General features: G+C 75.3%; 23 protein-coding genes. 13 read left to right on the forward strand and 10 right to left on the reverse strand.

Going from position 1 to position 22,989, the window contains the following annotated elements:
• Positions 1 to 14 precede the first annotated feature (14 nt).
• Both ACTWM8_RS08545 and ACTWM8_RS08550 read left to right on the forward strand, forming a co-directional pair.
• Positions 15 to 2,597, forward strand: a complete 2,583-nt coding sequence (locus tag ACTWM8_RS08545; protein ID WP_446213319.1) for a trypsin-like peptidase domain-containing protein — start codon at positions 15 to 17, stop codon at positions 2,595 to 2,597.
• Complete coding sequence (locus ACTWM8_RS08550) at positions 2,594 to 3,967, forward strand: extracellular solute-binding protein (RefSeq protein ID WP_446213320.1); 1,374 nt, start codon at positions 2,594 to 2,596, stop codon at positions 3,965 to 3,967. Before ACTWM8_RS08545 ends, ACTWM8_RS08550 begins: the two co-directional genes overlap by 4 nt.
• A gap of 49 nt (positions 3,968 to 4,016) precedes the next feature.
• Here ACTWM8_RS08550 and ACTWM8_RS08555 read toward each other — a convergent pair whose 3' ends face one another.
• Entirely contained in the window at positions 4,017 to 4,493 is a 477-nt protein-coding gene (locus ACTWM8_RS08555) for a GNAT family N-acetyltransferase (RefSeq protein WP_446213321.1), read from the reverse strand.
• Positions 4,494 to 4,564: 71 nt separating this feature from the next.
• Positions 4,565 to 4,822, reverse strand: a complete 258-nt coding sequence (locus ACTWM8_RS08560) for a Prokaryotic metallothionein (RefSeq protein ID WP_446213322.1) — start codon at positions 4,820 to 4,822, stop codon at positions 4,565 to 4,567.
• A 156-nt stretch (positions 4,823 to 4,978) separates the two neighbouring features.
• On the opposite strand from ACTWM8_RS08560, the gene ACTWM8_RS08565 reads away from it, so the two are divergent.
• The 3 genes from ACTWM8_RS08565 (at position 4,979) to ACTWM8_RS08575 (ending at position 6,728) form a co-directional block, all read left to right on the forward strand.
• Positions 4,979 to 5,254: an isoamylase early set domain-containing protein gene (locus tag ACTWM8_RS08565; protein ID WP_446213323.1), complete on the forward strand. Its 276-nt coding sequence runs from the start codon at positions 4,979 to 4,981 to the stop codon at positions 5,252 to 5,254.
• A 116-nt stretch (positions 5,255 to 5,370) separates the two neighbouring features.
• Positions 5,371 to 6,111, forward strand: coding sequence for a lytic polysaccharide monooxygenase (locus ACTWM8_RS08570; RefSeq protein ID WP_446213324.1), 741 nt, complete (start codon positions 5,371 to 5,373; stop codon positions 6,109 to 6,111).
• 23 nt (positions 6,112 to 6,134) lie between these two features.
• Positions 6,135 to 6,728, forward strand: a complete 594-nt coding sequence (locus ACTWM8_RS08575) for a DUF305 domain-containing protein (protein WP_446213325.1) — start codon at positions 6,135 to 6,137, stop codon at positions 6,726 to 6,728.
• 128 nt (positions 6,729 to 6,856) lie between these two features.
• Here the strand turns inward: ACTWM8_RS08575 and msrB are convergent, their stop codons facing one another.
• Positions 6,857 to 7,270, reverse strand: a complete 414-nt coding sequence (gene msrB / locus ACTWM8_RS08580) for a peptide-methionine (R)-S-oxide reductase MsrB (RefSeq protein WP_179803765.1) — start codon at positions 7,268 to 7,270, stop codon at positions 6,857 to 6,859.
• Positions 7,271 to 7,317: 47 nt separating this feature from the next.
• Between msrB and ligD the strand changes: the two genes are divergently transcribed.
• On the forward strand, positions 7,318 to 8,346 hold the full coding sequence (gene ligD / locus ACTWM8_RS08585; protein ID WP_446213326.1) for a non-homologous end-joining DNA ligase: 1,029 nt from the start codon (positions 7,318 to 7,320) through the stop codon (positions 8,344 to 8,346).
• Positions 8,347 to 8,365: 19 nt separating this feature from the next.
• Here the strand turns inward: ligD and ACTWM8_RS08590 are convergent, their stop codons facing one another.
• From ACTWM8_RS08590 to ACTWM8_RS08600, 3 genes are read right to left on the reverse strand one after another with little or no spacing between them, the layout of a single operon-like run.
• A complete protein-coding gene (locus ACTWM8_RS08590) occupies positions 8,366 to 9,331 on the reverse strand; it encodes a nucleotidyl transferase AbiEii/AbiGii toxin family protein (protein WP_446213327.1) in 966 nt (321 codons plus the stop codon).
• Positions 9,328 to 9,972, reverse strand: coding sequence for a hypothetical protein (locus ACTWM8_RS08595; protein ID WP_446213328.1), 645 nt, complete (start codon positions 9,970 to 9,972; stop codon positions 9,328 to 9,330). The genes ACTWM8_RS08590 and ACTWM8_RS08595 overlap by 4 nt, the downstream gene beginning before the upstream one ends.
• 10 nt (positions 9,973 to 9,982) lie before the next feature.
• Positions 9,983 to 10,336 carry a hypothetical protein gene (locus ACTWM8_RS08600; protein ID WP_446213329.1) on the reverse strand — a complete coding sequence of 118 codons (354 nt, stop codon included), beginning with the start codon at positions 10,334 to 10,336 and terminating at the stop codon, positions 9,983 to 9,985.
• A gap of 67 nt (positions 10,337 to 10,403) precedes the next feature.
• On the opposite strand from ACTWM8_RS08600, the gene ACTWM8_RS08605 reads away from it, so the two are divergent.
• Entirely contained in the window at positions 10,404 to 10,592 is a 189-nt protein-coding gene (locus ACTWM8_RS08605; RefSeq protein ID WP_172894416.1) for a helix-turn-helix transcriptional regulator, read from the forward strand.
• Between the two features lie 7 nt (positions 10,593 to 10,599).
• Here the strand turns inward: ACTWM8_RS08605 and ACTWM8_RS08610 are convergent, their stop codons facing one another.
• The gene (locus tag ACTWM8_RS08610; protein WP_446213330.1) at positions 10,600 to 10,893 is read right to left on the reverse strand and encodes a hypothetical protein; all 294 of its coding nucleotides are present in this window, start codon (positions 10,891 to 10,893) and stop codon (positions 10,600 to 10,602) included.
• Here ACTWM8_RS08610 and ACTWM8_RS08615 point away from each other — a divergent pair.
• The 5 genes from ACTWM8_RS08615 (at position 10,892) to ACTWM8_RS08635 (ending at position 18,850) form a co-directional block, all read left to right on the forward strand.
• Positions 10,892 to 11,095: a hypothetical protein gene (locus ACTWM8_RS08615; RefSeq protein WP_446213331.1), complete on the forward strand. Its 204-nt coding sequence runs from the start codon at positions 10,892 to 10,894 to the stop codon at positions 11,093 to 11,095. The genes ACTWM8_RS08610 and ACTWM8_RS08615 overlap by 2 nt on opposite strands.
• 88 nt (positions 11,096 to 11,183) lie before the next feature.
• On the forward strand, positions 11,184 to 14,384 hold the full coding sequence (locus ACTWM8_RS08620; protein ID WP_446213332.1) for an FtsX-like permease family protein: 3,201 nt from the start codon (positions 11,184 to 11,186) through the stop codon (positions 14,382 to 14,384).
• Positions 14,381 to 17,131, forward strand: a complete 2,751-nt coding sequence (locus tag ACTWM8_RS08625) for an FtsX-like permease family protein (protein ID WP_446213333.1) — start codon at positions 14,381 to 14,383, stop codon at positions 17,129 to 17,131. Before ACTWM8_RS08620 ends, ACTWM8_RS08625 begins: the two co-directional genes overlap by 4 nt.
• Position 17,132: 1 nt before the next feature.
• A complete protein-coding gene (locus ACTWM8_RS08630) occupies positions 17,133 to 18,131 on the forward strand; it encodes an ABC transporter ATP-binding protein (RefSeq protein WP_446213334.1) in 999 nt (332 codons plus the stop codon).
• The gene (locus ACTWM8_RS08635; RefSeq protein ID WP_238450015.1) at positions 18,128 to 18,850 is read left to right on the forward strand and encodes an ABC transporter ATP-binding protein; all 723 of its coding nucleotides are present in this window, start codon (positions 18,128 to 18,130) and stop codon (positions 18,848 to 18,850) included. The genes ACTWM8_RS08630 and ACTWM8_RS08635 overlap by 4 nt, the downstream gene beginning before the upstream one ends.
• Positions 18,851 to 19,176: 326 nt before the next feature.
• Here the strand turns inward: ACTWM8_RS08635 and ACTWM8_RS08640 are convergent, their stop codons facing one another.
• Positions 19,177 to 19,629, reverse strand: coding sequence for a GNAT family N-acetyltransferase (locus tag ACTWM8_RS08640; protein ID WP_377610034.1), 453 nt, complete (start codon positions 19,627 to 19,629; stop codon positions 19,177 to 19,179).
• 73 nt (positions 19,630 to 19,702) lie between these two features.
• On the opposite strand from ACTWM8_RS08640, the gene ACTWM8_RS08645 reads away from it, so the two are divergent.
• Positions 19,703 to 20,215 carry a potassium channel family protein gene (locus tag ACTWM8_RS08645; protein ID WP_446213335.1) on the forward strand — a complete coding sequence of 171 codons (513 nt, stop codon included), beginning with the start codon at positions 19,703 to 19,705 and terminating at the stop codon, positions 20,213 to 20,215.
• Here the strand turns inward: ACTWM8_RS08645 and ACTWM8_RS08650 are convergent.
• Together ACTWM8_RS08650 and ACTWM8_RS08655 are read right to left on the reverse strand one after the other, a co-directional pair.
• Positions 20,142 to 21,725, reverse strand: a complete 1,584-nt coding sequence (locus ACTWM8_RS08650) for an alpha/beta hydrolase (protein ID WP_446213336.1) — start codon at positions 21,723 to 21,725, stop codon at positions 20,142 to 20,144. The two genes, ACTWM8_RS08645 and ACTWM8_RS08650, sit on opposite strands and share 74 nt — an antisense overlap.
• Before the next feature lie 33 nt (positions 21,726 to 21,758).
• Positions 21,759 to 22,874, reverse strand: a complete 1,116-nt coding sequence (locus tag ACTWM8_RS08655) for an ATP-dependent DNA ligase (protein ID WP_446213337.1) — start codon at positions 22,872 to 22,874, stop codon at positions 21,759 to 21,761.
• Positions 22,875 to 22,989 lie beyond the last annotated feature (115 nt).

Below are 22,989 nucleotides of genomic sequence, written 5' to 3' on the forward strand. Positions count from 1 at the left end.
CGGACCACCGCGTGATGCCCGGCGCGACGGGGCGTCCACCGCAGCGGCCCTCAAGCCCGGTGCCCGGCGAGGCGACGCTCGCGGTGGCGGCCGTGCACGACCGGGCCGGGAACGTCGTCGGCGCGGCCTTCCTGATCGACTCCACCCGCCTGCTGACCTGCGCCCACGTCGTGCAGGCGGCACTGGGCCCGGAGCCGGTGGCGCCCGGGCCGGCCGACGCCGTCGTGGTGTCGGTGAGCTTCCCCCTCGTGGCGCCGGGCCGCCGCCTCGCCGCGCTGGTCCTGCCGCAGCACTGGCAGCCGGGGCGCCCGGACGGCTCGGGGGACTACGCCGTCCTCCAGCTCGTCGCGCCGGCGCCGATCGGGGCCCGGCCGGTCCGGCTGGCCCGCCCCGGCCAGGCCGGCACCCGGGACCGGGTCTGCCGGGTCTTCGGCTTCCCCCGCGCGCTGCCCGGGGGCCGCTGGTTCGAGGGGTGGGTGGTCGGGCCGATCGGCGGCGGCTGGATCCAGCTCGCCAACCGCAGCGACTCCGGCTACCAGATCGAGCCGGGTTTCTCCGGCGCGCCGGTGTGGGACAGCCGGCTGCGCTGCGTCATCGGCATGATCGTCGCGGTCGACCAGGTGGTCCGGCCGCAGCCGGCCCGCCCGGCCGCCTTCATGATTCCGATCCGCCGGCTGCCGGTGGCCGACCAGTACGGCCGGCCCCGGGTGCTGCCCCGCTGGCGGCAGCCGTTCAGCCGGTGGCGCACCGGTCCCGCCCCGGCCGCCGCCCGCTGGTCGCCGCGAATCCGGGCCCGGGTGGCGGCGCTGTTGGTGGCGCTGCTGGCGGTGGGTCTCGCCGCCGTGCCCGAGCCGCTGGGCGGCTGCGCCGGGCCGGTCGAGCTGCGGGTCGCCGCCGCCCCGGACGACCTGGTGACCTACCAGGCGGTGGCCGCCGCGTACGAGTCGTGGACCGCGGCCCGCGCCGGCGGCTGCCGGACGACCAACGTCTTCGTCTATCCCGCCGCGCCGCGCGAGGTGGCCCAGGGTCTCCAGCTCGGCTGGTCGGAGTCCGCCGGCCGGCCGGCGACCGAGGGGGACCCGGGGACGCCGGGCTGGTACCCGGCCGACGTCGGGCCGCGCCCGGACGCCTGGTTCCCGGCCGCCGAGATGCCGTCGCAGCAGGTGCTGAACCTGACCACCGTCCGGGACTACCTGACGGTGGCCCGCTCGCCGCTGGTGCTCGCGGTGCCGCGCGCCCTCGTCGACCCCGGGCGCGACGACGCCGACCGGCAGCGTTCGCTGTCCTGGCCGGAGCTGTTCGCCAAGGCCAGCCGGGGCCCGGGGGAGGAGCCGACGGTCACCGCCTCGGGCCGGCGGGTGACCGGCACCGGGTGGCAGGTCGTCCGCCCCGATCCGGCGGTGTCCCCCGAGGCCCGGATGGTCGACGTGGCGCTGTACGACGGCGCACCCGACACGGCGTGGATCCGCCAGCAGGTCGAGCAGCGCCTGGAGGCCGCCCAGGACGAGCGCGGCTTCCCGCTGGGCAGCCTCGCCGCCGTGCTGTGCCGGCAGCGGCAGCTCGCCGCCGACCCGGCCGCCCCGGCGCCGCCCGCGGTGGTCACCACCGAGCAGGCGCTGGTCCGGTTCAACCTCGGAGAGCGGCTCGGCGACGGCTGCGTCGAGCACGGCCGCCCGGCGCCCGGCCGCGCACTGGTGGCCTTCTATCCGGAGCTGACTCCGGGGGTGGACCACCGCCTGGTCCTGCTGCGCTGGCCGGACTCCGTGCAGAGCCCCGCCGCCCGGGCCGCCGCGGACGACCTGCGCCGCTGGTTGACCGGGCCGGGGCGGGACGAGCTGCTGGCCCGGGGCTTCCGGGTGCCCGGCCGGGACGGGACCGGCCCGGCGCTGACCGAGGAGAACGGCGTGCTGCCGGGCTGGCTGCTGGACAACCCGCAGTGGGAACTCGTCGACGGCTCCGACGCGCTCGCCCTGAACACCGCCGACCAGCGCTACCGGGAGGCCCGGCGGCCGGCCCGGGTGCTGCTGGCGCTGGACACGTCCGGCTCGATGCTGGCGGAGGCGGGCCGGGGCACCCGGTTCGACGTGGCGGTGGACGGCATCGCCGCCTCGCTGCGCCGCCTCGGCGGCCGGGACGAGGTCGGGGTGTGGGCGTTCTCCACCGCCTACCGGGGGGAGGCCGGGCGGCTGCGGGAGGTCGGGCGGGCCGACCGGGCGCGGGACGAGGCGCTGGTCGCCCGCCTGCGGCGGACCGTGCCGGCGGGGGACACGCCGCTGTACCGGACCATCGACGCCGCGATCGGCGAGGTGCGCCGGCTGGGCGGCGGGGACGACCACCTGCGGGCCGTCGTGGTCCTCACCGACGGGCGGGACACCGCCAGCGGCGGCCTGGTGCCCCGGGTCGACGGCGACCCCCCGGTACGCCTCTACGTGATCGCGGTCGGCGAGGCGAGCTGCGACGACCGGGTGCGGACCCGCACCCTGCGGCAGACCGCCCGGGCCAGCGGCGGGCAGTGCCTGCAGGCCGAGGCGAGCACCGTGGACCGGGCGCTGACCGGGCTGTTCCGTCAACTCTGGGAGAAGGGGGCCGGCCAGTGACCGACCGGAAGCCGCGCGGTGCGTCCGGGACTCCTCGTCGCCGGCGCCGGGTGCCGGCGTCGTTCCTGTTCGGGGTGGCCGTCGGCACGGTGGTCGGTGTCGTCGCCACGCTGGGCTGGTACGTCGCCACCCGGGAGGAGCCGCTGGAGCGCGGCGAGCTGGTGATCCTCAGCGGCAGGGACACCAGCTCCGGCGGGCCGCGGGAGGAACTGGTCAAGCTCTGGAACGTGCTGCACCCGCAGAGCCCGGCCCGGATCCGCGAGGCCCCGGTCACCACCGACCAGCAGCACAGCGAGATGGTGGGGATCGCCCAGGCGCAGGCGGCGGGCGGCGGCGACGACCCGGACGACGCCGTGGACATCTACAACCTCGACGTCACCTTCACCGCGGAGTTCGCCGCCGCCGGCCACCTGCGCCCGATCGACGAGGCGCGACTGGCCCCCGGGCACCTCGACGCGTTCGTGCCGGAGGTGCTGGACAGCTGCCGCTACCGGGGCTCGCTCTGGGCGCTGCCCTTCAACACCGACGCGGGCCTGCTCTTCTACCGGTCGGATCTGGTAACCGGGGCGCCGGCCGCGCCGGGCGAGGCGCCCCGCTTCGACTGGGACGCCATCATCGACCGGAGCGCGGCGCTGCCCGGCGCGGGCGGCGCGACACAACGGCCCGCCGCCGGGTACGTCGGGCAGTTCGGCCCGTACGAGGGGCTGACCGTCAACGGGATGGAACTGCTCTGGGCCGGCGGCGTCGACCGGCTCGTCGACGAGACCGAGAACCGGGTGGTCTTCCAGCGCGAGCGGTGGGAGCGCCGGCTGCGTGACGTCGCCGCGGCCCGGCGTGACGGCCTGCTGGTGGGCGACGCCTTCACCGTCCCCGGCGACGAGGCGCGCAGCCTGCGGGACTTCCAGGAGGGCCGGGCGCTGTTCATGCGCAACTGGCCGGTCAACTACCGGTCGCTGGCCGCCACCGACGCGCCGGGCCCCCGGGTGCCGTTCGAGGTGACCCGCCTGCCCGGCCCGTCGGCGCTGGGCGGCCAGAACCTCGCCATCGCCAAGCAGAGCCGGCAGCCGCGCGCCGCCCAGGCGCTGATCGAGTTCCTGACCCGGGAGGAGGCCCAGCGCACGCTGTTCACGGTGGGCGGCTTCGCCCCGACCCGGACGGACGTCTACGCCGACCCGGCGCTGCGGCAGCGGTTCCCGTACCTCGCGCTGCTCGGCGAGGCGGTCCGGGAGGCCCGGGTACGGCCCCGGGTGCCGCACTACTTCCAGTTCAGCCGGGTGTTCCGGGAGGGCGTCCGGACCGCCCTGGAGGGGGACGGCACGCTGCCGGAGGACTTCGAGGCCCGGCTGAACCGGGCGCTGCGGGGTGGCTGACGGCGGCCGGAGCCGAGGAAGCCGACGGACCTCTTCGCCGCGGCGGTCGCTATCCGTCAAGGTCTCCCGAGTGGCCGGGTCGGCTCTGCCGGCGCATCGGGACGTGCGGGATGCCGTCCTCGACGTACTCCGGGCCGGTCACCGCGAAGCCGTGCCGGGCGTAGAAGTCGACCAGGTAGGACTGTGCCTCCAGCACGCACGGCCGGTCGCCGACCAGCCGTAGCGCCTCGGTCATCAGCCGGCCGGCGTGCCCGCCGCCGCGCGCCGCCGGCGCCACCACCACCCGGCCGATCCGCGCCGAGCCGTCCGGGTCGGCCAGGATCCGCAGGTACGCCAGCACGGCGCCGTCGCGCTCCAGCCAGAGGTGCCGGGTGCCGGGCTCGACGTCCCGCCCGTCCAGCTCCGGGTACGGGCAGTGCTGCTCGACCACGAACACGTCGATGCGCAGCCGGAGCAGGTCGTGGAAGGTGCGGGCGTCCAGGTCGGCGAAGGCGGCGACCCGGACCTGGGCGGTCTGCGGCGGCATCCCGCGATGGTAGGCCGCGCGGTGGGGCGTACCCCGGAGAGCCCCGGCCCGGTGCGGGCCGGGGCACGCGGTCAGGCCGGGCGGGCGCCGACCGCGTCGCGGATCTCGGCGCCCTGGCTCTCCTCGGCGCGGGCGCAGTGCGCGCAGCAGAAGAACCGGCCGCCGACCTCCACACCGTGGCCGAGGATTTTGACGTCACAGTGCTCGCAGATCGGCGCCAGCTTCTGCGCCGCGCACTCGAAGCAGTCGAAGGTGTGCGTGTCACCGCTGACCGTGCGCACCTCGAACGCCATCCAGTACTCGTTGCCGCAGACCTCACAGGTAGCCACGATCAAAACCCCCCGAATCAGGACATGTGACCTCAGGGTGCGCCAGGGCGAGGCCGTTGGGGGCGAAATGCCGCGACTGGGTCCGGCCGGACGGCGTTTCGCCCCCGGCGTGTCGCGCGTTGGGCCTGGTGAACCGCCTCGACCCCGGAGGACCACGTGATCAAGCGCAACAAGCTCTTCGGCAACCAGACCCGGGTCACCTTCTGCCTGCCCCGGGACGCCCCGCCCGGCCCGGTCAGCGTCGTCGGCTGCTTCAACGGCTGGGAGCCCGGCCGGCACGAGCTGGTCGCCCGCCGCGACGGCACCCGGACGGTGACCGTCAAGCTCGGCCCCGGCGAGTACCGCTTCCGGTACCTGGCCAGCGGGGGTGTCTGGCTGGACGACGACTCCGCCGACCGGGTCGACGAGAGGGGCAGCCTGCTGCTGCTCTGAGGGAGGCAGGAGGCTCATGAACGTCGATGGTTTTATCGACAGGAGTCTTTACTGTTAACAAGGTTTAATTTATGTTGGTGGCACCTTCAGCAGGCCGAAGCCGAGGAGTTGCCATCATGCGTCGAAGAGTCACCGTCCCGGTCCTGGCGGCGGGCGCCGTCGTGTCCTCGCTCGCCGTCGCCGCCCCCGCCCAGGCGCACGGCTACGTCTCCGGACCGCCCAGCCGCCAGGCGCTCTGCGCGCAGAACCGGGTGCCCGACTGCGGGCAGATCAAGTACGAGCCGCAGAGCGTCGAGGGCCCGAAGGGGCTGCGCAACTGCCATGCCAACATCGCCCAGTTCGCCGTCCTGAACGATGACAGCCGGGGGTGGCCGGCCACCTCGGTCGGCAGTTCGGTGACGTTCACCTGGACCAACACCGCCCGGCACGCCACCAGCAACTGGGAGTACTTCATCGGCGGCACCCGGGTGGGCGTCTTCAACGGAGGTGGCCAGCAGCCCGGCGCCACCGTGTCGCACACCGTGAACCTCGGCGGCTTCTCCGGCCGGCAGAAGATCCTCGCGGTATGGAACATCGCGGACACCGCCAACGCGTTCTATTCCTGCGTGGACGTGCAGATCGGTGGCGGCGGCGGTCCGGCCCCCAGCCCGACGCCGACCCCCACCAGCTCGCCCACCCCGACGCCGCCGGCTCCCACCACGCCGCCCGCCCCGAGCGGCAGCTGGACCGCCGGTCGCGCCTACCAGGTGGGTGACCAGGTCACCTACAACGGGCTGACCTACCGCTGCCGGCAGGCGCACACCGCGCTCCCGGGCTGGGAACCGCCGAACGTGCCGGCGCTGTGGTCGCAGGTCTGACCGGACGGGTACGGCCCGTGCCGGTGCGGGCCGCATCCGGTCCCCGACGCGACCCGCCCGGCCGCGCCGTGGCGGTGCTGCTCGCCGCCCTGCTGCTGGCCCCCGGCTGCGCGGACGCCCCGTCGACACCGCAGATCTCCCGCCCCGCGACCACGGGCTCGCCGGACGCGGCGCTGGGCACCCTCGACGTGCTGTACCTGACCATGATGGTGGCCCACACCGAGCAGACGATGGAGATCGTCCGGCTCGGACGCGACCGGGTGACCGACCCCGAGCTGCGCACCCTGGTCGCCGCCATCGAGGTGACCGAGGCCGACGAACTGGCCACCATGCGGGCCTGGCTCCGCGACGCCGGCCCGGCCGCCACCGCCGGGCGGCACGACCACAGCGGTCATCTCGCCGCCCCGGCGGACCTCGCCCGCCTGCGCGAGGCCCCGGCCGGCCAGGTCGACCCCGTGCTGCGCGAGCTGCTCGGCCGCCATCAGCAGGAGGCCGCCGACCTGTCCCGGGCGCACCTGGCGACCGCGACCGACCCACGGGTACGCGAGCTGGCCCGGCGGGTCGAGCAGTCCCGCACCGCCGAGGTGCGGCTGCTGACGGCGCCGGCCGGCCGGTAGCCACCTCGCGGACGTAGATCGACTCCATCTCGCCGGAACGGCGGCATGAGCGCGACCAGGAGACCGCCACCTCGCCGACACGGAGTCGATCATCCGGCCGGCGATCGAGTCCGCCGGTGCCCGGTGGGTCAGGCGTCGGTGCGCGGCTCCAGCCGGATCGACAGCGAGTTGACGCAGTGCCGGGTGTCCTTCGGGGTGAAGTGCTCGCCGTGGAAGACGTGCCCGAGGTGGCTGTCGCAGCGCGCGCAGCGGATCTCGGTGCGGCTCATGCCCAGGGTGCGGTCCTCGATCTCCTTGACCCGGCCGGGGATGGCGTCGTCGAAGCTCGGCCAGCCGCAGTGCGAGTCGAACTTGGTGTCGCTGGAGAAGAGTTCCAGGCCACAGGCCCGGCAGTGGTAGACGCCGGGGGTCTTGGTGTCGACGTACTCGCCCGTCCACGGTGGCTCGGTGCCGGCCTCGCGCAGCACCCGGAACTCCTGCGGGCTCAACCGGACCCGCCACTCTTCCTCGGTGCGGGGCAGCTCGTTCTCGTCAAGACTCACCCGCCAACGGTACGTCGGATGTCGGGGGCGTCGCATATGGTCGCGGAATGGGCGGCTCCTCGAAGGCGACGGTGACCGAGATCGAGGTCGCCGGGCACACCGTCCGGCTGAGCAGTCCCGACCGGGTCATCTTCCCCGGCCGCGGCTTCACCAAGGCGGACGTCTTCCACTACTACCTGGCGGTCGGCGACGGGATCATGCGCGCCCTGCGGGACCGCCCCACCACGCTCCAGCGCTTCCCCGAGGGCATCGAGGGGGAGATGTTCTTTCAGAAGCGGGTGCCGACGCGGGGCGTCCCGCCGTGGGTGCGCACGGCGAAGATCAGCTTCCCCAGTGGGCGCAGCGCCGACGAGCTCTGCCCGGCCGACCTCGCCCACGTGGCCTGGGCCGCCCAGATGGGCACCATCGTCTTCCACCCCTGGCCGGTGCGGGCCGCCGACGTCGACCGCCCCGACGAGCTGCGCGTCGACCTCGACCCGCAGCCCGGCACCGACTTCGCCGACGCGGCGACCGCGGCCGGCGAGGTGCGCGCGCTCCTGGCCGAGCTGGGTGCGACCGGCTGGCCGAAGACCTCGGGTGGCCGGGGCGTGCACGTCTACCTGCGCATCGAGCCCCGCTGGACGTTCACCGAGGTGCGCCGGGCCACCATCGCGCTCGCCCGCGAGCTGGAGCGCCGCCGCCCCGACCTGGTCACCACGGCCTGGTGGAAGGAGGAGCGGGGCCGGCGGGTGTTCGTCGACTACAACCAGATGGCCCGCGACCGCACCATCGCCTGCGCCTACTCGCTGCGCGCCAACGCCCGGGCCACCGTCTCCACCCCGGTCACCTGGGACGAGCTGCCCGACGTCGAACCGGACGACTTCGACCTGCGCAGCGTGCCCACCCGGCTCGCCGAGCGGGGTGACCCGCACGCCGGCATCGACGACGCCCCGTACGACATCACCCCGCTGCTTCAGTGGGCCGAGCGGGACGCGGCCGCCGGCCAGGGTGACATGCCGTACCCGCCGGACCACCCGAAGATGCCGGGGGAGCCGAAGCGGGTGCAACCCTCGAAGGACCGCGACCGCCCCCGCTGACCGGCCGCGGCCCGGGCCCTCAGCCGGGGTACGACCTCCGCAGCGCCGCCTCCAGCCGCGCCAGCCACTCCTTCCCGCTGCCCGGCACGTTCGGCACGAGGTCGTGCAGGTTGTCCCAGTCGACGTCCCACTCCCGCACCTTCGCCGGGGTGAATTCGGCCGCCTCGGCGCCGAGTTCCTTCGTCAGCACCGAGGTGACCAGGCCCCACGGCACGGTGGTGTGTTCGGCGAGCAGGGTCGCGTCGTAGAGGTCCTTGCCCTGCGGCCACATGTCGGTCTCCAGCCAGAGCAGCTTCCAGGCCAGGGAGAGCTGCGGGCTGACCGCCCGGACGTGTACGGCCTGGTCCCCGAGGCGCACCTCGGTCAGGTGCGCCGGCTCGGGCAGCTCCTCGTTGAGGACCAGGTCGAGCTGCACGGTGCCGGGCGGCAGGTCCGGGGCCCGCCAGGGGAGGACCAGCCGGCGTCCGGGTGCCCTCTCGTAGGTCCAGATGTCCTCCGCGGCCACGCCGTCCGCGTTCACGACCACCCCGTCCGGATCCTGCGGTGCCCGCCGGACCGCGGCCACGATGCCGTCGAACAGCCCGCCGGCGTCGGGCAGGGTCAGCGTCGAGGGGGTGACCACGAAGTCCAGGTCGCCCGGTTCACGGGCCGCGTCCCCCAGCCAGGTGCGCAGCAGCACGCTGCCGCGCAGCACCAGGTGATTTCCGCAGGGCGACCCGGCCAGAGCGTCGAGCACGGTGTGCATCGCAGTGTGTCGGGCGCTCCGCCACCGCGCACCGGTCACCTCGTCGTCGAAGACCGGCTCGCCCGCGGCGTACGCGTGCCGGAACTGCTTGAGCGCCGGCTCGAAGACTCCGCTCTGCCGTACGCCCGGCCCCCGGCTCACCGGCTGGTAGGTGCTCGGGAAACCGTCCTCGCCGGCGGGCTTGGCTCGCATCGTCTCCTCGAACGCGTTGACTCGTTCGCGGAACAGGTCGCGGGTCATGCCGCCCCTCCGATCCAGCCGGCGTCGATCGCCGCGTTGTCGTCGGCCACCACGTACTCCTCCTCCACGCTGACGATCTCGTGACCCCGGGCGCGTACCGCCTCGACCAGGGCGGCCAACCGGCGCCGCGCGTTCTGCTGCCCCACCCTTTGACAGCGCTGGGTGACGAACCTTTCGTGCCGCCCGTCCGGGCGATCGCGCCGGGCGTTGCGGGACAGGTGCGCCCCGTACGGCTCGACCGCGGCGGCCAGGCCCTCCAGTTCGGCCGAGTCCAGCAGCAGCTTGAGATGGTGCTCGAAGTACCGGCCGGCCGGCTCGCGCCGGGCCTCGTCGTCCCCGGCCGGGACGCCGGTGTTCCACGGCGCCGCCTCGATCTTCGTGCGGACCACCTCGAACCCCTCGTCCCGCAGGGCGCCCGCCCAGCCGACGGCCCGGGTGCGCTGGTCGGCCAGCGTGCCCGAGCCCGTCCCGGTGACCATCGGCTGGACCGGCACCGCGCCGCGGGCCAGCCGGATGTCGGTGAACTTCAGCCCGTACCGGGACGCGAACTCCGCCAGCCGCTCGCCGGCCGCCGGGCCTGGGCGGACGGTGAGATGGATGTCGAAGTCGCCACTCAACTCCGTGGTCGGGTCCGTGATCACGCCGGCGATGCTAGTGGCCGGGTCGGGCACCGCGCAGTTCCGTCTCAGCAGCCGCCGGGCCGTCCAGCTGACGGGATGAGCGGGCCGTCCAGGCCAGGAACCTCTCGAACAGGTCCGCCGGGGACGGGGCGGGGTTCGGGTTGAGGCGGATCAGGTCGGCGGTGGCGTCGAAGAGGCAGCCCGCCATGTAGATGGAGAGCGCCACCGGGTCCCGGCGGTACTCCATGCCCAGCAGCAGCCGCGCCGGCGGGCACGGCCAGGCGGCGGCGCACACCCGACACAGCCAGAGCGGTCGCATCGGCACGTGCGGACGGACCGCCCGCCGCTGACGGTCGGGTACGGGTGAGACGTTCGGTGCAGGCATGCCCCTAACGGTGACCGGGGAGTTGACCCGAGTCAAGTAGCCGGGTCAACTGTCTAGCGTCCGCCGTATGGAGCTGGTGGGAGCGCACGAGATCCGCGTGATGCTGGGCAACATCAGTAAGCAGCGCGTTTACGTGATCACCAGTCACCGCAACTTTCCGGAGCCGGTCGCTGACCTCATGCAGGGCAAGGTCTGGCGGAAGTCCGACGTGGAGCAGTGGATCAAGCAGCACCGGCCGGATCTGGCCACCGACTGACTGCTCGTCAGCGGTGCCCGGCCATCGCCTCCACCGCCTCCTTGGCGGTCTTCAGGTCCGCGCCGGTCGCCGCCCGGTACGCCTTGATGGCCTTGATCTTCTCGCCCCGGGCCAGGTGCTCGCGGACCCCGGGCAGCGCCGGTCCGTCGTCCACGACGCCGAGGTGGTCCATCACCAGCTGGAGCCGGCGTTCGATCTCGGTCAGCCGCGCCGCCGTGCCGTCCCGGCGGGCCGGGACGGACAGTTGCGCGCCGAGCAGCGCCACGACGAACAGCAGCAGGACGATGAGGGTGGCTTCCATGTCGGTGATCCAAGCAGATCGACGTCCGGCACACTGGCCGCCACGACCTCCACCTCGGGCGTGGTCCGGCGACTGCCTCGACGTCCACCACGCCGACGGCGGACTGCGGCTGGCCGCCCTCGACGGCAGCGTGGCCCGTTTCGCCGAGGCGCTGCGCGCGGCCGCCACATGGGCCGACCTGCGCTGGGACGGCGTCGGATAACGATCATGTAAAGGGCGCGAACCTTTTCCGGCCCGTACCCGCTCTACCTGGTCACCGGCCCAGCGAGGGCCCCGGGGGAGGCGTACGGATGAAGCTGGTGTGGAGGCGGGCCCGCGAGGCGCGGGGCCTGCTGCTGGCGGCGGCGGTCGCCGCGTTGGTCGCCGTCGCGCTGGTCACCGGGTTGTCCGACTACAACCAGCGGGCGGTCGACGCCGGGCAGCGGGCGATGCTGGAGGCGGCGCCCGCCGCCGAGCGCAGCCTGCTGATCAGCGGCTCCGGCGGCCGGGACGCCACCGAGGCCGCCGGCCGGGACCGGACGGTCCGCGACCGGTTCGCCGGCGGGCTGGGTGGGGCCACGGTCACCGTGTCCGGCGCCCGCCACGGCACCGGCCGGGAGCTGACCGGCGACCTCGGCGCCGCCCGCACCGACGACGACCCGGTCTTCGCCGACCTGGCCACCCTCGACGACCTGGCCGCGCACGCCGAGCTGGTCGGCGGCGACTGGCCCACCGCCGGGGCGAACCCGACCCAGGTCACCGTGCCCGAGCGGGTCGCCGGCGCGCTGCGGCTCACGCCCGGGGCCCGGGTGCCGATGACCGACCGCAGCTCCGGACGGGCCGCCGACGTGGTGGTCGCCGGGATCTTCCGCCCCCGCGACCCGGCCGCCGCGTACTGGCAGCTCGCGCCGGGGGTGAGCGGCACCGGCGGCGGCGACAGCGGCTCGTACGGCCCGTTCGCCCTCGACCCGGCCGACTTCGCCCGCACCTTCCCCGGCTCCACCTCGATCTCCTGGGTGGTCGAGCCGGACCTGCGCAGCGTCGCGCCGAGCCGGTTGCCCGAGGTGAAGGAGGCGGTCGCGGCCGCCGCCGTCGAGGTGCCGGAAGAGGCCGGTCTCGGCTCCTCCGCGCAGAGCTTCACCGGCCTGGACCGGCTGATCGACCGGCTCGGCCGGGCCGACCTGGTGGGCCGCTCGGCGCTGCTCACCCCGCTGCTGCTGATCGTGGTGCTCGGCGGCTACGCGCTGGTGCTGGTCGCCGCGCTGCTCAACGAGGACCGGCGGGCGCAGACCGCGCTGCTGCGCGCCCGCGGAGCCGCCCGGGGCCAGCTCGCCAGTCTCGCCGTACGGGAGGCGACGCTGGTGGTGCTGCCGGCCGCGCTGCTCGCGCCGCCGCTGGCCGGCGCGGCGCTGCGCGGGATCAGCGGGGGCGAGGGCCCGGCCGGCCTCCGGCTGGACAGCGGCGGTGCCGGGGCGGTCTGGGCGGTCGCTCTCGCCGCGGCGGTGGGCTGCCTGCTCGCCATGGTGCTGCCGGCCCTGCGCCGCGCCGGCAGCTACGTCGCCGACATGGCCGCCCGGTCCCGCCCCACCCGGGCCGCCACCGTGCAGCGGGCCGGGGTGGACCTGGCCCTGGTGCTGCTCGCCCTGCTCGCCTGGACGCAGCTACGGCAGTACTCCTCGCCGCTGGCCGGCGCGGGCGGTCGGCTCGGCATCGACCCGCTGCTCGCCGTCGCGCCCACCCTCGGCGTGCTGGCCGGGGCGGTGCTCGCCCTGCGGCTGCTGCCCCCGGCCACCCGGGTCGCGGAACGGTTCGTCGACCGGCGACCGTGGACGGCGACCATGTTCGGCATGTGGCAGGCGGGCCGCCGACCGCACGCCGGGCCGGTGCTGCTGCTTGCGCTCGCCGTCGGCGGCAGCACCCTGGCCTGGTCGCTGGTCAGCACGTGGGAGCGGTCGCACACCGACCAGGCCGACCACACCGTCGGGGCCGACCTGCGGGTCGTCGAGCGCGGCGGCGCCGCGCCGATGGACCGGTCCGCCGGGCTGGCCGCCGTGCCGGGGGCCGAGGAGGTGCTGCCGGCCTGGCGGGACGAGGTGCGCCTGGGCCGCGGCGACCTGCCGACCACCGTGCTCGCCCTGGACGCGGCCGCCGCCCCGGACGTGGCCCTGATCGCCGACCGGCTCGCCGATGAGCCCCCGAACGAGCTGCTCGGCCGGCTGGCCCGGGACCGCGGCGCGCCGGCCGGTGTGCCGCTGCCCGCCGGCGCCCGGCAGCTCACCGGCACCCTCCGCACCCCGGTACGCGAGCCGGTGACCAGCCAGCGGATCCAGGCGTCGGTGCTGCTCACCCGGGCCGACGGGCTGGCCCTGCAGCTGCCGCTGGCCACCACCGACTCCCTGGTCGACCGCCCGGTGCCCTTCGCGGTCGATCTGCCCGCCGGCGCCGCCTGGCGGGTGGCCGGCTTCCAGGCCGAGGCCGGCGACGCGGCGGCCCGCGGTTACGGCCTGCGGATCGACGGGCTGCGGGTGACCGACGCGGCGGGCACCGCCCAGCCGGTCGCGCTGACCGGCGAGTGGTCGATGGTCGACGCGGTCGGCGAGGCGCCGGTGCCGACGAGCGCCGTCACCCCCGGCGGGGTGGACGCCGACTACGACATCGCGCTGACCGAGGGCGGCCGCTTCGCCCGACAGCCGACGGTCCGCTTCGCCGTCGTACCGGCGGGGCCGAACACGCCGGTGCCGGCGCTGGTCACCCCGCAGGTGCTGACCGCGCTGAACGTCCGGCCCGGCGACGTCGTCCCGCTCGCCCTCTCCGGGGCGTCGGTGCCGGTGCGGGTGGTCGGCGAACTGGACGCGGTACCGGGCGCCGTCGAGGCCGGCGGCGCGATGCTGATCGACCTGCCCGCCGCCACGGACTGGCTGGTCCGGCAGCGGGCCACGGTCCGGCCGGTGCCGGAGTGGTGGCTGCGTACCGACGCCGGTCAGCACGCCGCGGCGGCGGCGGCGATCCGGGAGCTGCCCGGCGTGACCGTCCTCGACCGGCGGGCCGCCGCCGCGGAGGCCGCCCGGGACCCGTACTGGCGGGGCGCGCGGACCGGACTGCTCGCCGCGGCACTCGGGTCGGTGCTGCTCGCCCTGGTCGGCCTCGCCGTGGACGTGTGGGCCACCGCCCGGCACCGGCTCGGCGAGTTCGCGGTCCTGCACACCCTCGGCGCCGGGCCACCCCTGCTGGCCCGCGCGCTGCTGGCCGAGCAGACCTTCCTGGCCGGCATCGGGGTCGCCGTCGGCCTGCTGGTCGGGGCGGGCGTGGGCGCCACCATGGCCCCGCTGGTGATCCTCACCCCGAGCGCCGGCCGGCCGGTGCCGGAGGCGGCCTTCACCCTGCCCTGGACGCCGATCGGCCTGACCGCGCTCGGGCTGCTGCTGGCCGCGCTGGCGTTCAGCGCCGTCCTGACCACCGGCATCCGGCAACGCGTCGCGGCCGCCCGGCTGCGGATCGGGGGAGAACGATGAGCGTCCTGGCCGTGCTGCGCCGGGTGCGCGCGTACGGGGGGCACTTCCTGCTCCTCGCGGTGCTGGCGCTGGTCACCGCGCTGCTGGTCACCGGGATGCCGCGGATCGCGGACCGGCTCTCCGGCCAGGGGTTGCGCGAGCAGTTGGCCGACGTACCGGGACCCCGGCGCGACCTGCTCTACACCCGGCCCGCGCAGCCTCAGCCTGCGCCGGGGGTCGCGGCCACCCAGCGGGCCACCCTGGACTCGCTGGCGGGGCAGCTGCCCGCGCCGGTGCGCGAGGTGGTCGGCGAGCGCTGGTACGTCGCCGACACCGAGTTCGGCCGGCTGACCGGGCCGGAGCTCACGTCCGACAAGGGGCTGATCGACCTCAGCCTGCGCACCATGACCAGGCTGCGGGAGTCGGCCACCCTGGTCGACGGCCGCTGGCCGGGCGAGGGGGCGGACCGGGCCGCGCCGGTGGAGACCGTGCTCGCCGAACCGGTCGCCCGGCAGCTCGGCCTGCGCGCCGGCAGCCGGCTGCACCTGGCGTTGCTCGCCCCGGACCGCCGGGAGTACGCCGCCACGACCGTCGCGGTGGTCGGCCTGTTCCGGCCCGTCGACGCCGAGGGCGGCGCCTGGGACGCGCTCCCCTCGGCGCTGCGGCTCACCCCGCCGGTCGGCGACGGCAAGCCCTTCCAGATGGTGGGGCTGACCGACGACGCCGGCTTCGACGACCGGGCGGCGGCCGGCTGGGCGGTCGGCTTCAGCTGGCGCTACCGGATGGACCCCGAGCGGCTCACCCCGGGTCGCCTCGACGCGGTGGTCGACGGCATCGCCCAACTGGACCGTGAGCGCCCCGCCGGGCTGCTGCTCGCCCAGGGTGCCGACATCCCGCTGCGGCAGTACGCGCACTCGCTCGCCGCCGCCCGTACGCTGCTGACCGTCATCGCCGCCGGGGTGCTCGCCACCCTCGCCGGCCTCACCGTGCTCGCCGCCCGGCTGGCGGTGCGCCGCCGCCGCGACGAGTACCTGCTGCTGCGCGCCCGGGGCGGCTCGACCACCACGGTGGTCCGGCGCGGCCTGGCCGAGTCGCTGCTGGTGGTGCCGGCCGCCGCGGTAGCGGGGTGGCTGCTCGGCGGCCTGCTTCCCGCCGACCCGCTGGGCGCCGGCACACCCGACGCGGCGAGCCGGCTGACCGTGGCGGCGGCGGTGCTGGCCACCCTGGCGCTGCCGGTGGCGGTGCTGACCGGCCAGCGGGGCGGCGGTGGCCGGCGGGACCTGCTGCGCGCCCAAGGTGGCGCGGGCCGGCTCACCGTCGAGGTCACCGTGGTCGGCCTGGCCGCGCTCGCCGCGTTCCTGCTGCGCCGCCGGGGACTCGCCCTCGGCGACGAGGTGGACCCGCTGCTGGTGTCGGTGCCGGTGCTGCTCGCGATCGCCGCCGCGCTGCTGGCGCTGCGCGCGTACCCGTGGCCGTTGCGGCTGTTCAGCCGGCTGGCCGCGCGGGCGCGCGGCGCGGTCGCCTTCCTCGGCACCGCCCGCGCCGGTCGGGCCGGGGTGGCCGGGCCGCTGGTGGTGGTCGTGCTGGCGGTCGCCACGGCGGCCTTCTGCGGGGTGGTCGCCGTCGGCATCGAGGACGGGCGGGACCGGGCGGTCGCCCAGACGGTGCCGGCCGACGCGCTGGTCAGCGGCGACCGGTTCGCCCCGGACACGGCGACCGAGCTGGCCGGGCTGCCCGGGATCCGGGCGGTCACCCCCGTGCTGGCCACCCCCGGCCAGCGGCTCTACGCCGACTCCGACGGCAGCCCCGGCGGGGCCGGCGAGGCGTACGTGCTGCTGGTGGAGCCCGCCGGTTTCGCGGACGTGGCCCGGCGCTCCGGGCTCGACCTGGCGGTGCCCGCCGCGCTGCGGGCCGGCGGGGACGTCGCGACGGCGCTGCCCGCGCTGGTGTCGCCGGACTTCGCCGCCGCCCTCGCCGACGCGCAGCTCGCCGACGGCGCGGGCCACCGGCCCGGCTGGGTGGACGTGCAGGGCAACCGGCTGCCGTTCCGGGTCGCCGGCACGGCGGAGGAGTTCCCGCTGATCCCGGGCGGGACGGGGCGGTTCCTGGTGCTGCCCTGGCCGGGGCAGCCCGCCAACGCCCCGCACCCGCTCGCGCCGACCGGGTTCCTGCTCGCCGCCGGGGACGCCACGGTCGACCCGGCGGCGCTGGGGCGGGTCGCCGAGGAGGGACAGGCCCGTTACCAGACCAGCGGCGCGGTGACCGGCGGGAAGCGACCGCTGCCCCCGCAGGTGACGACCTGGGCGGCCGAGCGGGAGCGGCTGGGCGGCAGCGGGGTCAACGGGCTGCTCGTCTTCGGCTTCGCCACCGGCGCGGCCGGCGGCGGTGTGCTGGGCCTGCTCGCGCTGGCGTTCGCGGTGCTCGCGGGCGCCCGCGGCCGGGCGCAGGTGCTGTCCCGACTGCGCACGATGGGGCTGTCCCGCCGGCAGTGGCGGGCCCTGCTGCTGGTGGAACTCGCCCCGCTGGTGGTGGTCTCGGTGCTGACCGGCGCCGTGGTGGGCGCCCTGCTGCCGGTGCTGCTGAACCCGGTGCTGGGGCTGTCCGCGTTCACCGGCGGGGCGCCGGTGACGGTGCGTTTCGAACCCGGCCTGGTGGCCGGGGTGCTCGGGCTGGCCCTGCTGGCGCTGGCCTTCGCCGTCGCGGTCGAGGCCGTGAACAACCGTCGGATGCGCCTCGGCGAGGTGCTCCGGCTCGGAGAGGAGAGCTGAGATGACCGCTACCGCCGAGACGTCCGTCGTACCGGATCTCGCCGCGTTGCAGCGGCGGGCCGCGCAGCGCGCGGCCGAGCGGGCCGGCGGGCAGGACCGCCTGCGCGGGCACATCGTCTGCGACGGCCTGGTCCGCATCTTCAAGACCGAGGGGGTGGAGGTGGTCGCCCTGCAGGGGCTCGACCTGGTCATCGACCGGGGCGAGCTGGTGGCGATCGTCGGCGCGTCCGGCTCCGGGAAGTCGACGCTGCTCAACATCCTGTCCGGGCTGGACACCCCGACCGCCGGCATCGCCCGGGTCGCCGACTACGACCTGCTCGCCCTCTCCAACCGGCGACGGTTGAGCTACCGGCGGGACGTGGTCGGCTTCGTCTGGCAGCAGACCGGCCGGAACCTGCTGCCGTACCTGACCGCGCGGGAGAACGTCGAGCTGCCGATGAAGCTGGCCGGCCGGGCCGGCGGCGGGCGGGCCCGGCGGCGGCGGGCCGAGGAGCTGCTGGACCTGGTCGGGGTGGGCTACTGCGCCGACCGGCGTCCCGGCCAGCTCAGCGGCGGTGAACAGCAGCGCTGCGCGGTGGCGGTGGCGGTGGCGAACGACCCGGAGGTGCTCTTCGCCGACGAGCCGACCGGTGAACTGGACGAGGCCACCGGTGCGGAGGTCTTCGCCGCGCTGCGCACCATCAACGCCGAGCTGGGCGTGACGATCGTGGTGGTCACCCACGACCAGGCCGTGGCCACCCAGGTCCGCCGGACCGTCGCGATCCGCGACGGCCGGACCTCCTCCGAGGTACGCCGGACGGCGCGGATCGGCGCCGACGGCAGCACCGAGCTGGTCAGCGAGGAGTACGCCGTGCTCGACCGGGCCGGCCGGATGCAGCTGCCGGCGTCCTTCGTCGACGCGTTGGCGCTGCGCGACCGGGTCCGCCTCAACCTCGAACCGGACCACGTCGAGGTCCGCCCCGGCGACCGCACGCCGGAACCGAACGGGAGTGACGCATGAGCGAGCAGGTTTCCGCCGGCCGGGCCGGTGCCGCGGCCCTCGTCGACGAGGTGGTCCGGGTGGAGGGGGTGAGCCGGACCTTCGGCCGGGGTGAGCACGCCGTGCACGCGGTGCGCGACGTCTCCTTCGTGGCCGGCCGGGGTGAGCTGGTGGCCGTCCGGGGCCGCTCGGGCGCCGGCAAGACCACCCTGCTGAACCTGGTCGGCGGGCTGGACCGGCCGGACAGTGGCCGGGTACGGGTGGCCGGGCACGACGTGACCGCCGCCGGTGAGGCCGAGCTGCTGCGGCTGCGCCGGGGCACGGTGGGCTTCGTGTTCCAGACCTTCGGGCTGGTGCCGATCCTCTCCGCCGCGGAGAACGTCGGCGTGCCGCTGCGGCTGGCCCGGGTGCCCGCGGCGGAACGGGAGGAGCGGGTGGCCGTCCTGCTGGAGCTGGTCGGGCTGGGCGGGCACGCCGCGCAGCGGCCGTACGAGCTCTCCGGCGGGCAGCAGCAGCGGGTGGCGGTGGCCCGGGCCCTGGCCAACGAGCCGGCCCTGCTGATCGCCGACGAGCCGACCGGCCAGCTCGACTCGGAGACCGGGCGCTCCATCATGGACCTGCTGCGCGCGGTGGTGCACGCCCGGGGCATGACGGCCCTGGTCGCCACGCACGACCCGGCCCTGATCGAGCTGGCCGACCGCACCCTCACCCTGCGCGACGGCCACCTGGTCGACGCCTGACCCCCGCCGCCCCTCCGCGCCCCACCGCCCGGCCGTGCTCCGGCTCGGTGCGCGCCGGCCGCTGTGGGACGACCAGCACCCCGTCGGCGGACGCTATCGACCTGATGACGTAAACGAATCACCCGCCGCCGGCGCCCCCTCACCAACCCACACCCGTGCCCCCGCAGGCCCTCACCGGCCCGCACTCACCCCGGTGATCAAGAAGTTTGCGTCGCCGTGAGGGCGGATTCTGACGCAAACCTCTTGATCACCGGGGTGGGGGAGCGAGGGTGATTCGTTTGGGTCATCAGGTTGGTAGCGGGTGAGGTGGGGGAGTGGCGGGGCGGTCAGAGGGGGAGTTTCATGCCCTCGTGGCTGGCGACGAAGCCCAGGCTGCGGTAGAAGCGGTGGGCGTCGGCGCGGGTCTTGTCGGTGGTGAGCTGGACCAGCGCGCAGCCCCGCTGCCGGGCCTGGTCGACGGCCCACTCCATCATCCGCCGGCCCAGCCCCCGCCCGCGCAGGTCGGACCGGACCCGCACCGACTCGATCAGGGAGCGCTCGGCGCCGTGCCGGCCCAGCCCCGGGATGTACGTGATCTGCATGCAGCCGACCAGCTCGCCCGCCTCGTCGGCGACGATCAGGTGGTTGCGCGGGTCCGCGCTGATGTCGGCGAAGGCCCGCTCGTACGCCTCGTCGACCTCGGTGAAGTCCCGCGCCTTGCCGAGCACGTCGTCGGCGAGCAGGGCGATGACGGCGGGCAGGTCCGCCCGGACCGCCTCCCGGAAGATCACATCGGTCATGGCCGCAGCCTGCCACAGCGACACTCGACGATGTGCGGGCGTGGGTTGCCCGGAGCGGGCAGCATGGTGCGGCATGGAGCCCCTGCTGCTGCCCTTCCGGTGGATCTACCGGGGACTGGTCTGGTTCGCGAACTCGCCGCGAACGCTGATCATCTCGTACCTGCTGATGATCGTGGTGGCCGGCGTCATCTACGGCGAGGTGGAGAACGCCAGCCCGGCCGACGCGGTCTGGTGGGCGGTGGTCACCGCCTCCACCGTCGGGTACGGCGACATCTCGCCGACCACCTGGGCGGGACGCTTCCTCGCCGCCCTGCTCATCTCGACGATGGTGCTGCTGGTCATCCCGCTGATCACCGCGCACTTCGCCAGCCGACTCATCGTCGATGACGACGCCTTCGAGCACGACGAGCAGGAGGAGCTGAAGCACGACGTCCGCCGGATGCGGGCGCTGCTGGAGGAGTTGGCCACGCGGTACGACATCGACCTGCCCGAGCCGGAGCGGCGTCGGCCGCTCAACGCGCCGGACAGCGCAGCCCCTCTCTGGGAACGGTCAAGGAGAGCAGGTAAGCGTCCACCGCGTTCGTGACGCAGGTCGTCTGCGGGTAGGCGGTGTGCCCCTCGCCCTCCCAGGTCAGCACCCGCCCCACGCCCAGCATCGAGGCCAGCCGCGGAGTCTGCTCGTACGGGGTGGCCGGGTCGCCGGTGGTGCCGACCACCAGGATCGGCGGCGCGCCGACGGCCTTGCCGGTCGGGTACGGGTCCCGCTGCCCCGGCCACTCCACGCAGCCGAGCATCCCGACCGCCAGGGCCGGCCCGAACAGCGGGTACTTCTGCCGCCACTGCGACTGCACCTGCCGGATCCGCTCCCGGCTCGGCTTCTCCGTCTCGTCCGCGCAGTTGATGGTCAGGTTGGCGTCGAAGAGGTTCGAGTAATGCCCGTCCTCCTCCCGGCCGGCGTACGCGTCGGCGAGCCGGAACACGTCGGCCGGGTCGCCGCCCTCCAGCTTGTCGATCGCCCGGCCCAGCTCCTCCCAGCCCGACTCCGTGTAGAGCGAGGAGATGACCGCGTAGAAGACCCAGCCGGAGGTGGCCTCCCGGCCGCCGGCGCCGCGCACCGGCGAGACCTTCGCCTTCTCGATCGCGGCGGTCACCGCCGCCCGGGCGTCCGGCGCGATCGGGCAGCGGCCGGCGTTGGCCGCGCACCAGCGGGTGAAGTTGCCGAACGCCCGCTCGAACCCCTTGGCCTGGCTCTCCGAGCCGGCCAACAGCTTCTGCTGCGGGTCGACCGCGCCGTCGAGCACCAGCGCGCGCACCCGCTGCGGGTAGAGCTGGGCGTACGTGGCGCCGAGCAGGGTGCCGTACGAGTAGCCCAGGTAGGTCAGCTTCTCGTCGCCGACCGCCGCGCGTACCGCGTCCATGTCCCGGGCGGCCTGCTCGGTGCCGTAGAGCGGCAACTGGTCGCCGTACTTGTCGCCGCAGCCGGTGCCGATCTTCCGGTTCAGCGCGACGTAGTCGTCGAACAGTTCCTGGCTGGCCGGGTCGGGGTCGAAGCCGAAGCTGGTGTCGAGGTCGGCGTCGGAGATGCACTTGACCGGGCTGGACCGGGCCACCCCGCGCGGGTCGAACCCGACGATGTCGAACCGGTCGGTGATCGAGGCGGGCAGCCCGCCGAACGCCTGCCCGAAGGAGAGGTAGACGGCGGTGTCCACGCCGGACCCGCCCGGACCGCCCGGGTTGATCACGAGGGAACCGATCCGGTTGCGCTGCTTCGACGAGCGGGCCCGCAGCAGCGAGATCTCGAAGGTCTGCCCGCCGCCCGGGCCGGCGGTCGCGCCGCCGCCGGTGCCCCAGTCGCGCGGTACGGCGATCTTCGCGCACTCGTACCGCATCCCCGGCGCGCCGCGCCCCACCAGGTCCTCCGCGACCTCCGGGCAGTCCCGCCAGGTCGGGGTGGTGCCCGGCGCCGCGGCCCCGCCCTGCGTCTCGGTGCGCGGCGCGAGGGCCGGCAGCGTGCACCCGGCGGCGAGCAGCGCCGCCGCGGCGAGCCCGGCGACGGTGAGCCGGACCCGGCGGACGAGGTGGGCAGTGGGGGTCACCAGCGAGCCTCCATGATCGTGTCGACGGCCAGGCTACGCGGGGCCGGCGGCGGCCGGCTCCACGGTGGCCGTCGGGTCGCCGCGCAGGACCTGGTCCACGTCGAAGCGGATCGGCCGGTCGAGCTGGTCGTAGCGGCAGGACCGGGGGTCGCGGTCGGGTCGCCAGCGGACGAACCGGGCGGTGTGCCGGAACCGGTCGCCCTCCATCGCGTCGTAGCCCACCTCGACCACCAGCTCGGGGCGCAGCGGCTCCCATTCGAGGTTCTTGGTGCCGGTCCAGCGGCTCACCCCGCCCGGGATGCGCTGGCCCCGCTCGTGGTCGCCGTGCACCCACGGGTGCTCGTCGCCGATGTCCCGGTAGGGGGCCAGCTCCTCCAGCAGCTCCGCGCGCCGGGCCATGGTGAACGAGGCGCTCACCCCGACATGGTGCAGCACCCCGGCGTCGTCGTAGAGGCCGAGCAGGAGCGAGCCGACCACCGGGCCGGACTTGTGCCAGCGGAAGCCGGCCACCACCACGTCGGCCGTCCGGGCGTGCTTGACCTTGAACATCGACCGCTTGCCCGGCTCGTACGGCAGCTCGGCCGGCTTGACGATCAACCCGTCCAGCCCGGCGCCCTCGAACACGTCGAACCAGCGGCGGGCCGTCTCCGGGTCGGTGGTCACCTGGGTGACGTGCACCGGCGGGCGGACGCCGGCCAGCGCCTGCTCCAGCCGGGCCCGGCGGCGCGGGTACGGCTCGTCGAGCAGCAGCTCGTCGCCGAGGGCGAGCAGGTCGAAGGCGACGAAGTCGGCCGGGGTCGTCTCGGCCAGCAGCTTCACCCGGGAGGCGGCCGGGTGGATGCGCTGGGCGAGCAGCTCGAAGTCGAGCCGGGGCTGGCCGCCCGGACCGTCCCGGCGGATCACGATCAGCTCACCGTCGACGGCGCACCGCTCGGGCAGCTGCCGGCGGGCCTGCTCGACCACCTCGGGGAAGTATCGCGTCATCAGCTTGCCGCCCCGGCTGGCCAGCTCGACCTCGTCGCCGTCGCGGAACACGATGCACCGGAAACCGTCCCACTTCGGCTCGTACGTCAGACCGGGCTCGGTGGGCAGTTTCGCCACGCTCTTGGCCAGCATCGGTTCCACGGGCGGATTGATCGGCAGGTCCACGGCGACCAGTCAATCAGACGGTGCCGACAGTCGTGAGGCAGATCACCGGCGGTGGCGGTGCGGCGTGTCCCCGTCCGTCCCGCCCGTCCTTCCCGTACGAATCACGTTTGCGCAG

Source organism: Micromonospora sp. IBSANI012, assembly GCF_052814045.1.

What these genes read in the sequence shown, in the direction of transcription:
- ACTWM8_RS08545 (WP_446213319.1), top strand. Translation starts at nt 15, where the DNA reads ATGCCCGGCGCGACGGGGCGTCCACCGCAGCGGCCCTCAAGCCCGGTG.
- ACTWM8_RS08555 (WP_446213321.1), bottom strand. Translation starts at nt 4,493, where the DNA reads ATGCCGCCGCAGACCGCCCAGGTCCGGGTCGCCGCCTTCGCCGACCTG.
- ACTWM8_RS08570 (WP_446213324.1), top strand. Translation starts at nt 5,371, where the DNA reads ATGCGTCGAAGAGTCACCGTCCCGGTCCTGGCGGCGGGCGCCGTCGTG.
- ligD (WP_446213326.1), top strand. Translation starts at nt 7,318, where the DNA reads ATGGGCGGCTCCTCGAAGGCGACGGTGACCGAGATCGAGGTCGCCGGG.
- ACTWM8_RS08590 (WP_446213327.1), bottom strand. Translation starts at nt 9,331, where the DNA reads ATGACCCGCGACCTGTTCCGCGAACGAGTCAACGCGTTCGAGGAGACG.
- ACTWM8_RS08600 (WP_446213329.1), bottom strand. Translation starts at nt 10,336, where the DNA reads ATGCCTGCACCGAACGTCTCACCCGTACCCGACCGTCAGCGGCGGGCG.
- ACTWM8_RS08605 (WP_172894416.1), top strand. Translation starts at nt 10,404, where the DNA reads ATGGAGCTGGTGGGAGCGCACGAGATCCGCGTGATGCTGGGCAACATC.
- ACTWM8_RS08615 (WP_446213331.1), top strand. Translation starts at nt 10,892, where the DNA reads ATGTCGGTGATCCAAGCAGATCGACGTCCGGCACACTGGCCGCCACGA.
- ACTWM8_RS08610 (WP_446213330.1), bottom strand. Translation starts at nt 10,893, where the DNA reads ATGGAAGCCACCCTCATCGTCCTGCTGCTGTTCGTCGTGGCGCTGCTC.
- ACTWM8_RS08620 (WP_446213332.1), top strand. Translation starts at nt 11,184, where the DNA reads ATGAAGCTGGTGTGGAGGCGGGCCCGCGAGGCGCGGGGCCTGCTGCTG.
- ACTWM8_RS08625 (WP_446213333.1), top strand. Translation starts at nt 14,381, where the DNA reads ATGAGCGTCCTGGCCGTGCTGCGCCGGGTGCGCGCGTACGGGGGGCAC.
- ACTWM8_RS08630 (WP_446213334.1), top strand. Translation starts at nt 17,133, where the DNA reads ATGACCGCTACCGCCGAGACGTCCGTCGTACCGGATCTCGCCGCGTTG.
- ACTWM8_RS08635 (WP_238450015.1), top strand. Translation starts at nt 18,128, where the DNA reads ATGAGCGAGCAGGTTTCCGCCGGCCGGGCCGGTGCCGCGGCCCTCGTC.
- ACTWM8_RS08640 (WP_377610034.1), bottom strand. Translation starts at nt 19,629, where the DNA reads ATGACCGATGTGATCTTCCGGGAGGCGGTCCGGGCGGACCTGCCCGCC.
- ACTWM8_RS08645 (WP_446213335.1), top strand. Translation starts at nt 19,703, where the DNA reads ATGGAGCCCCTGCTGCTGCCCTTCCGGTGGATCTACCGGGGACTGGTC.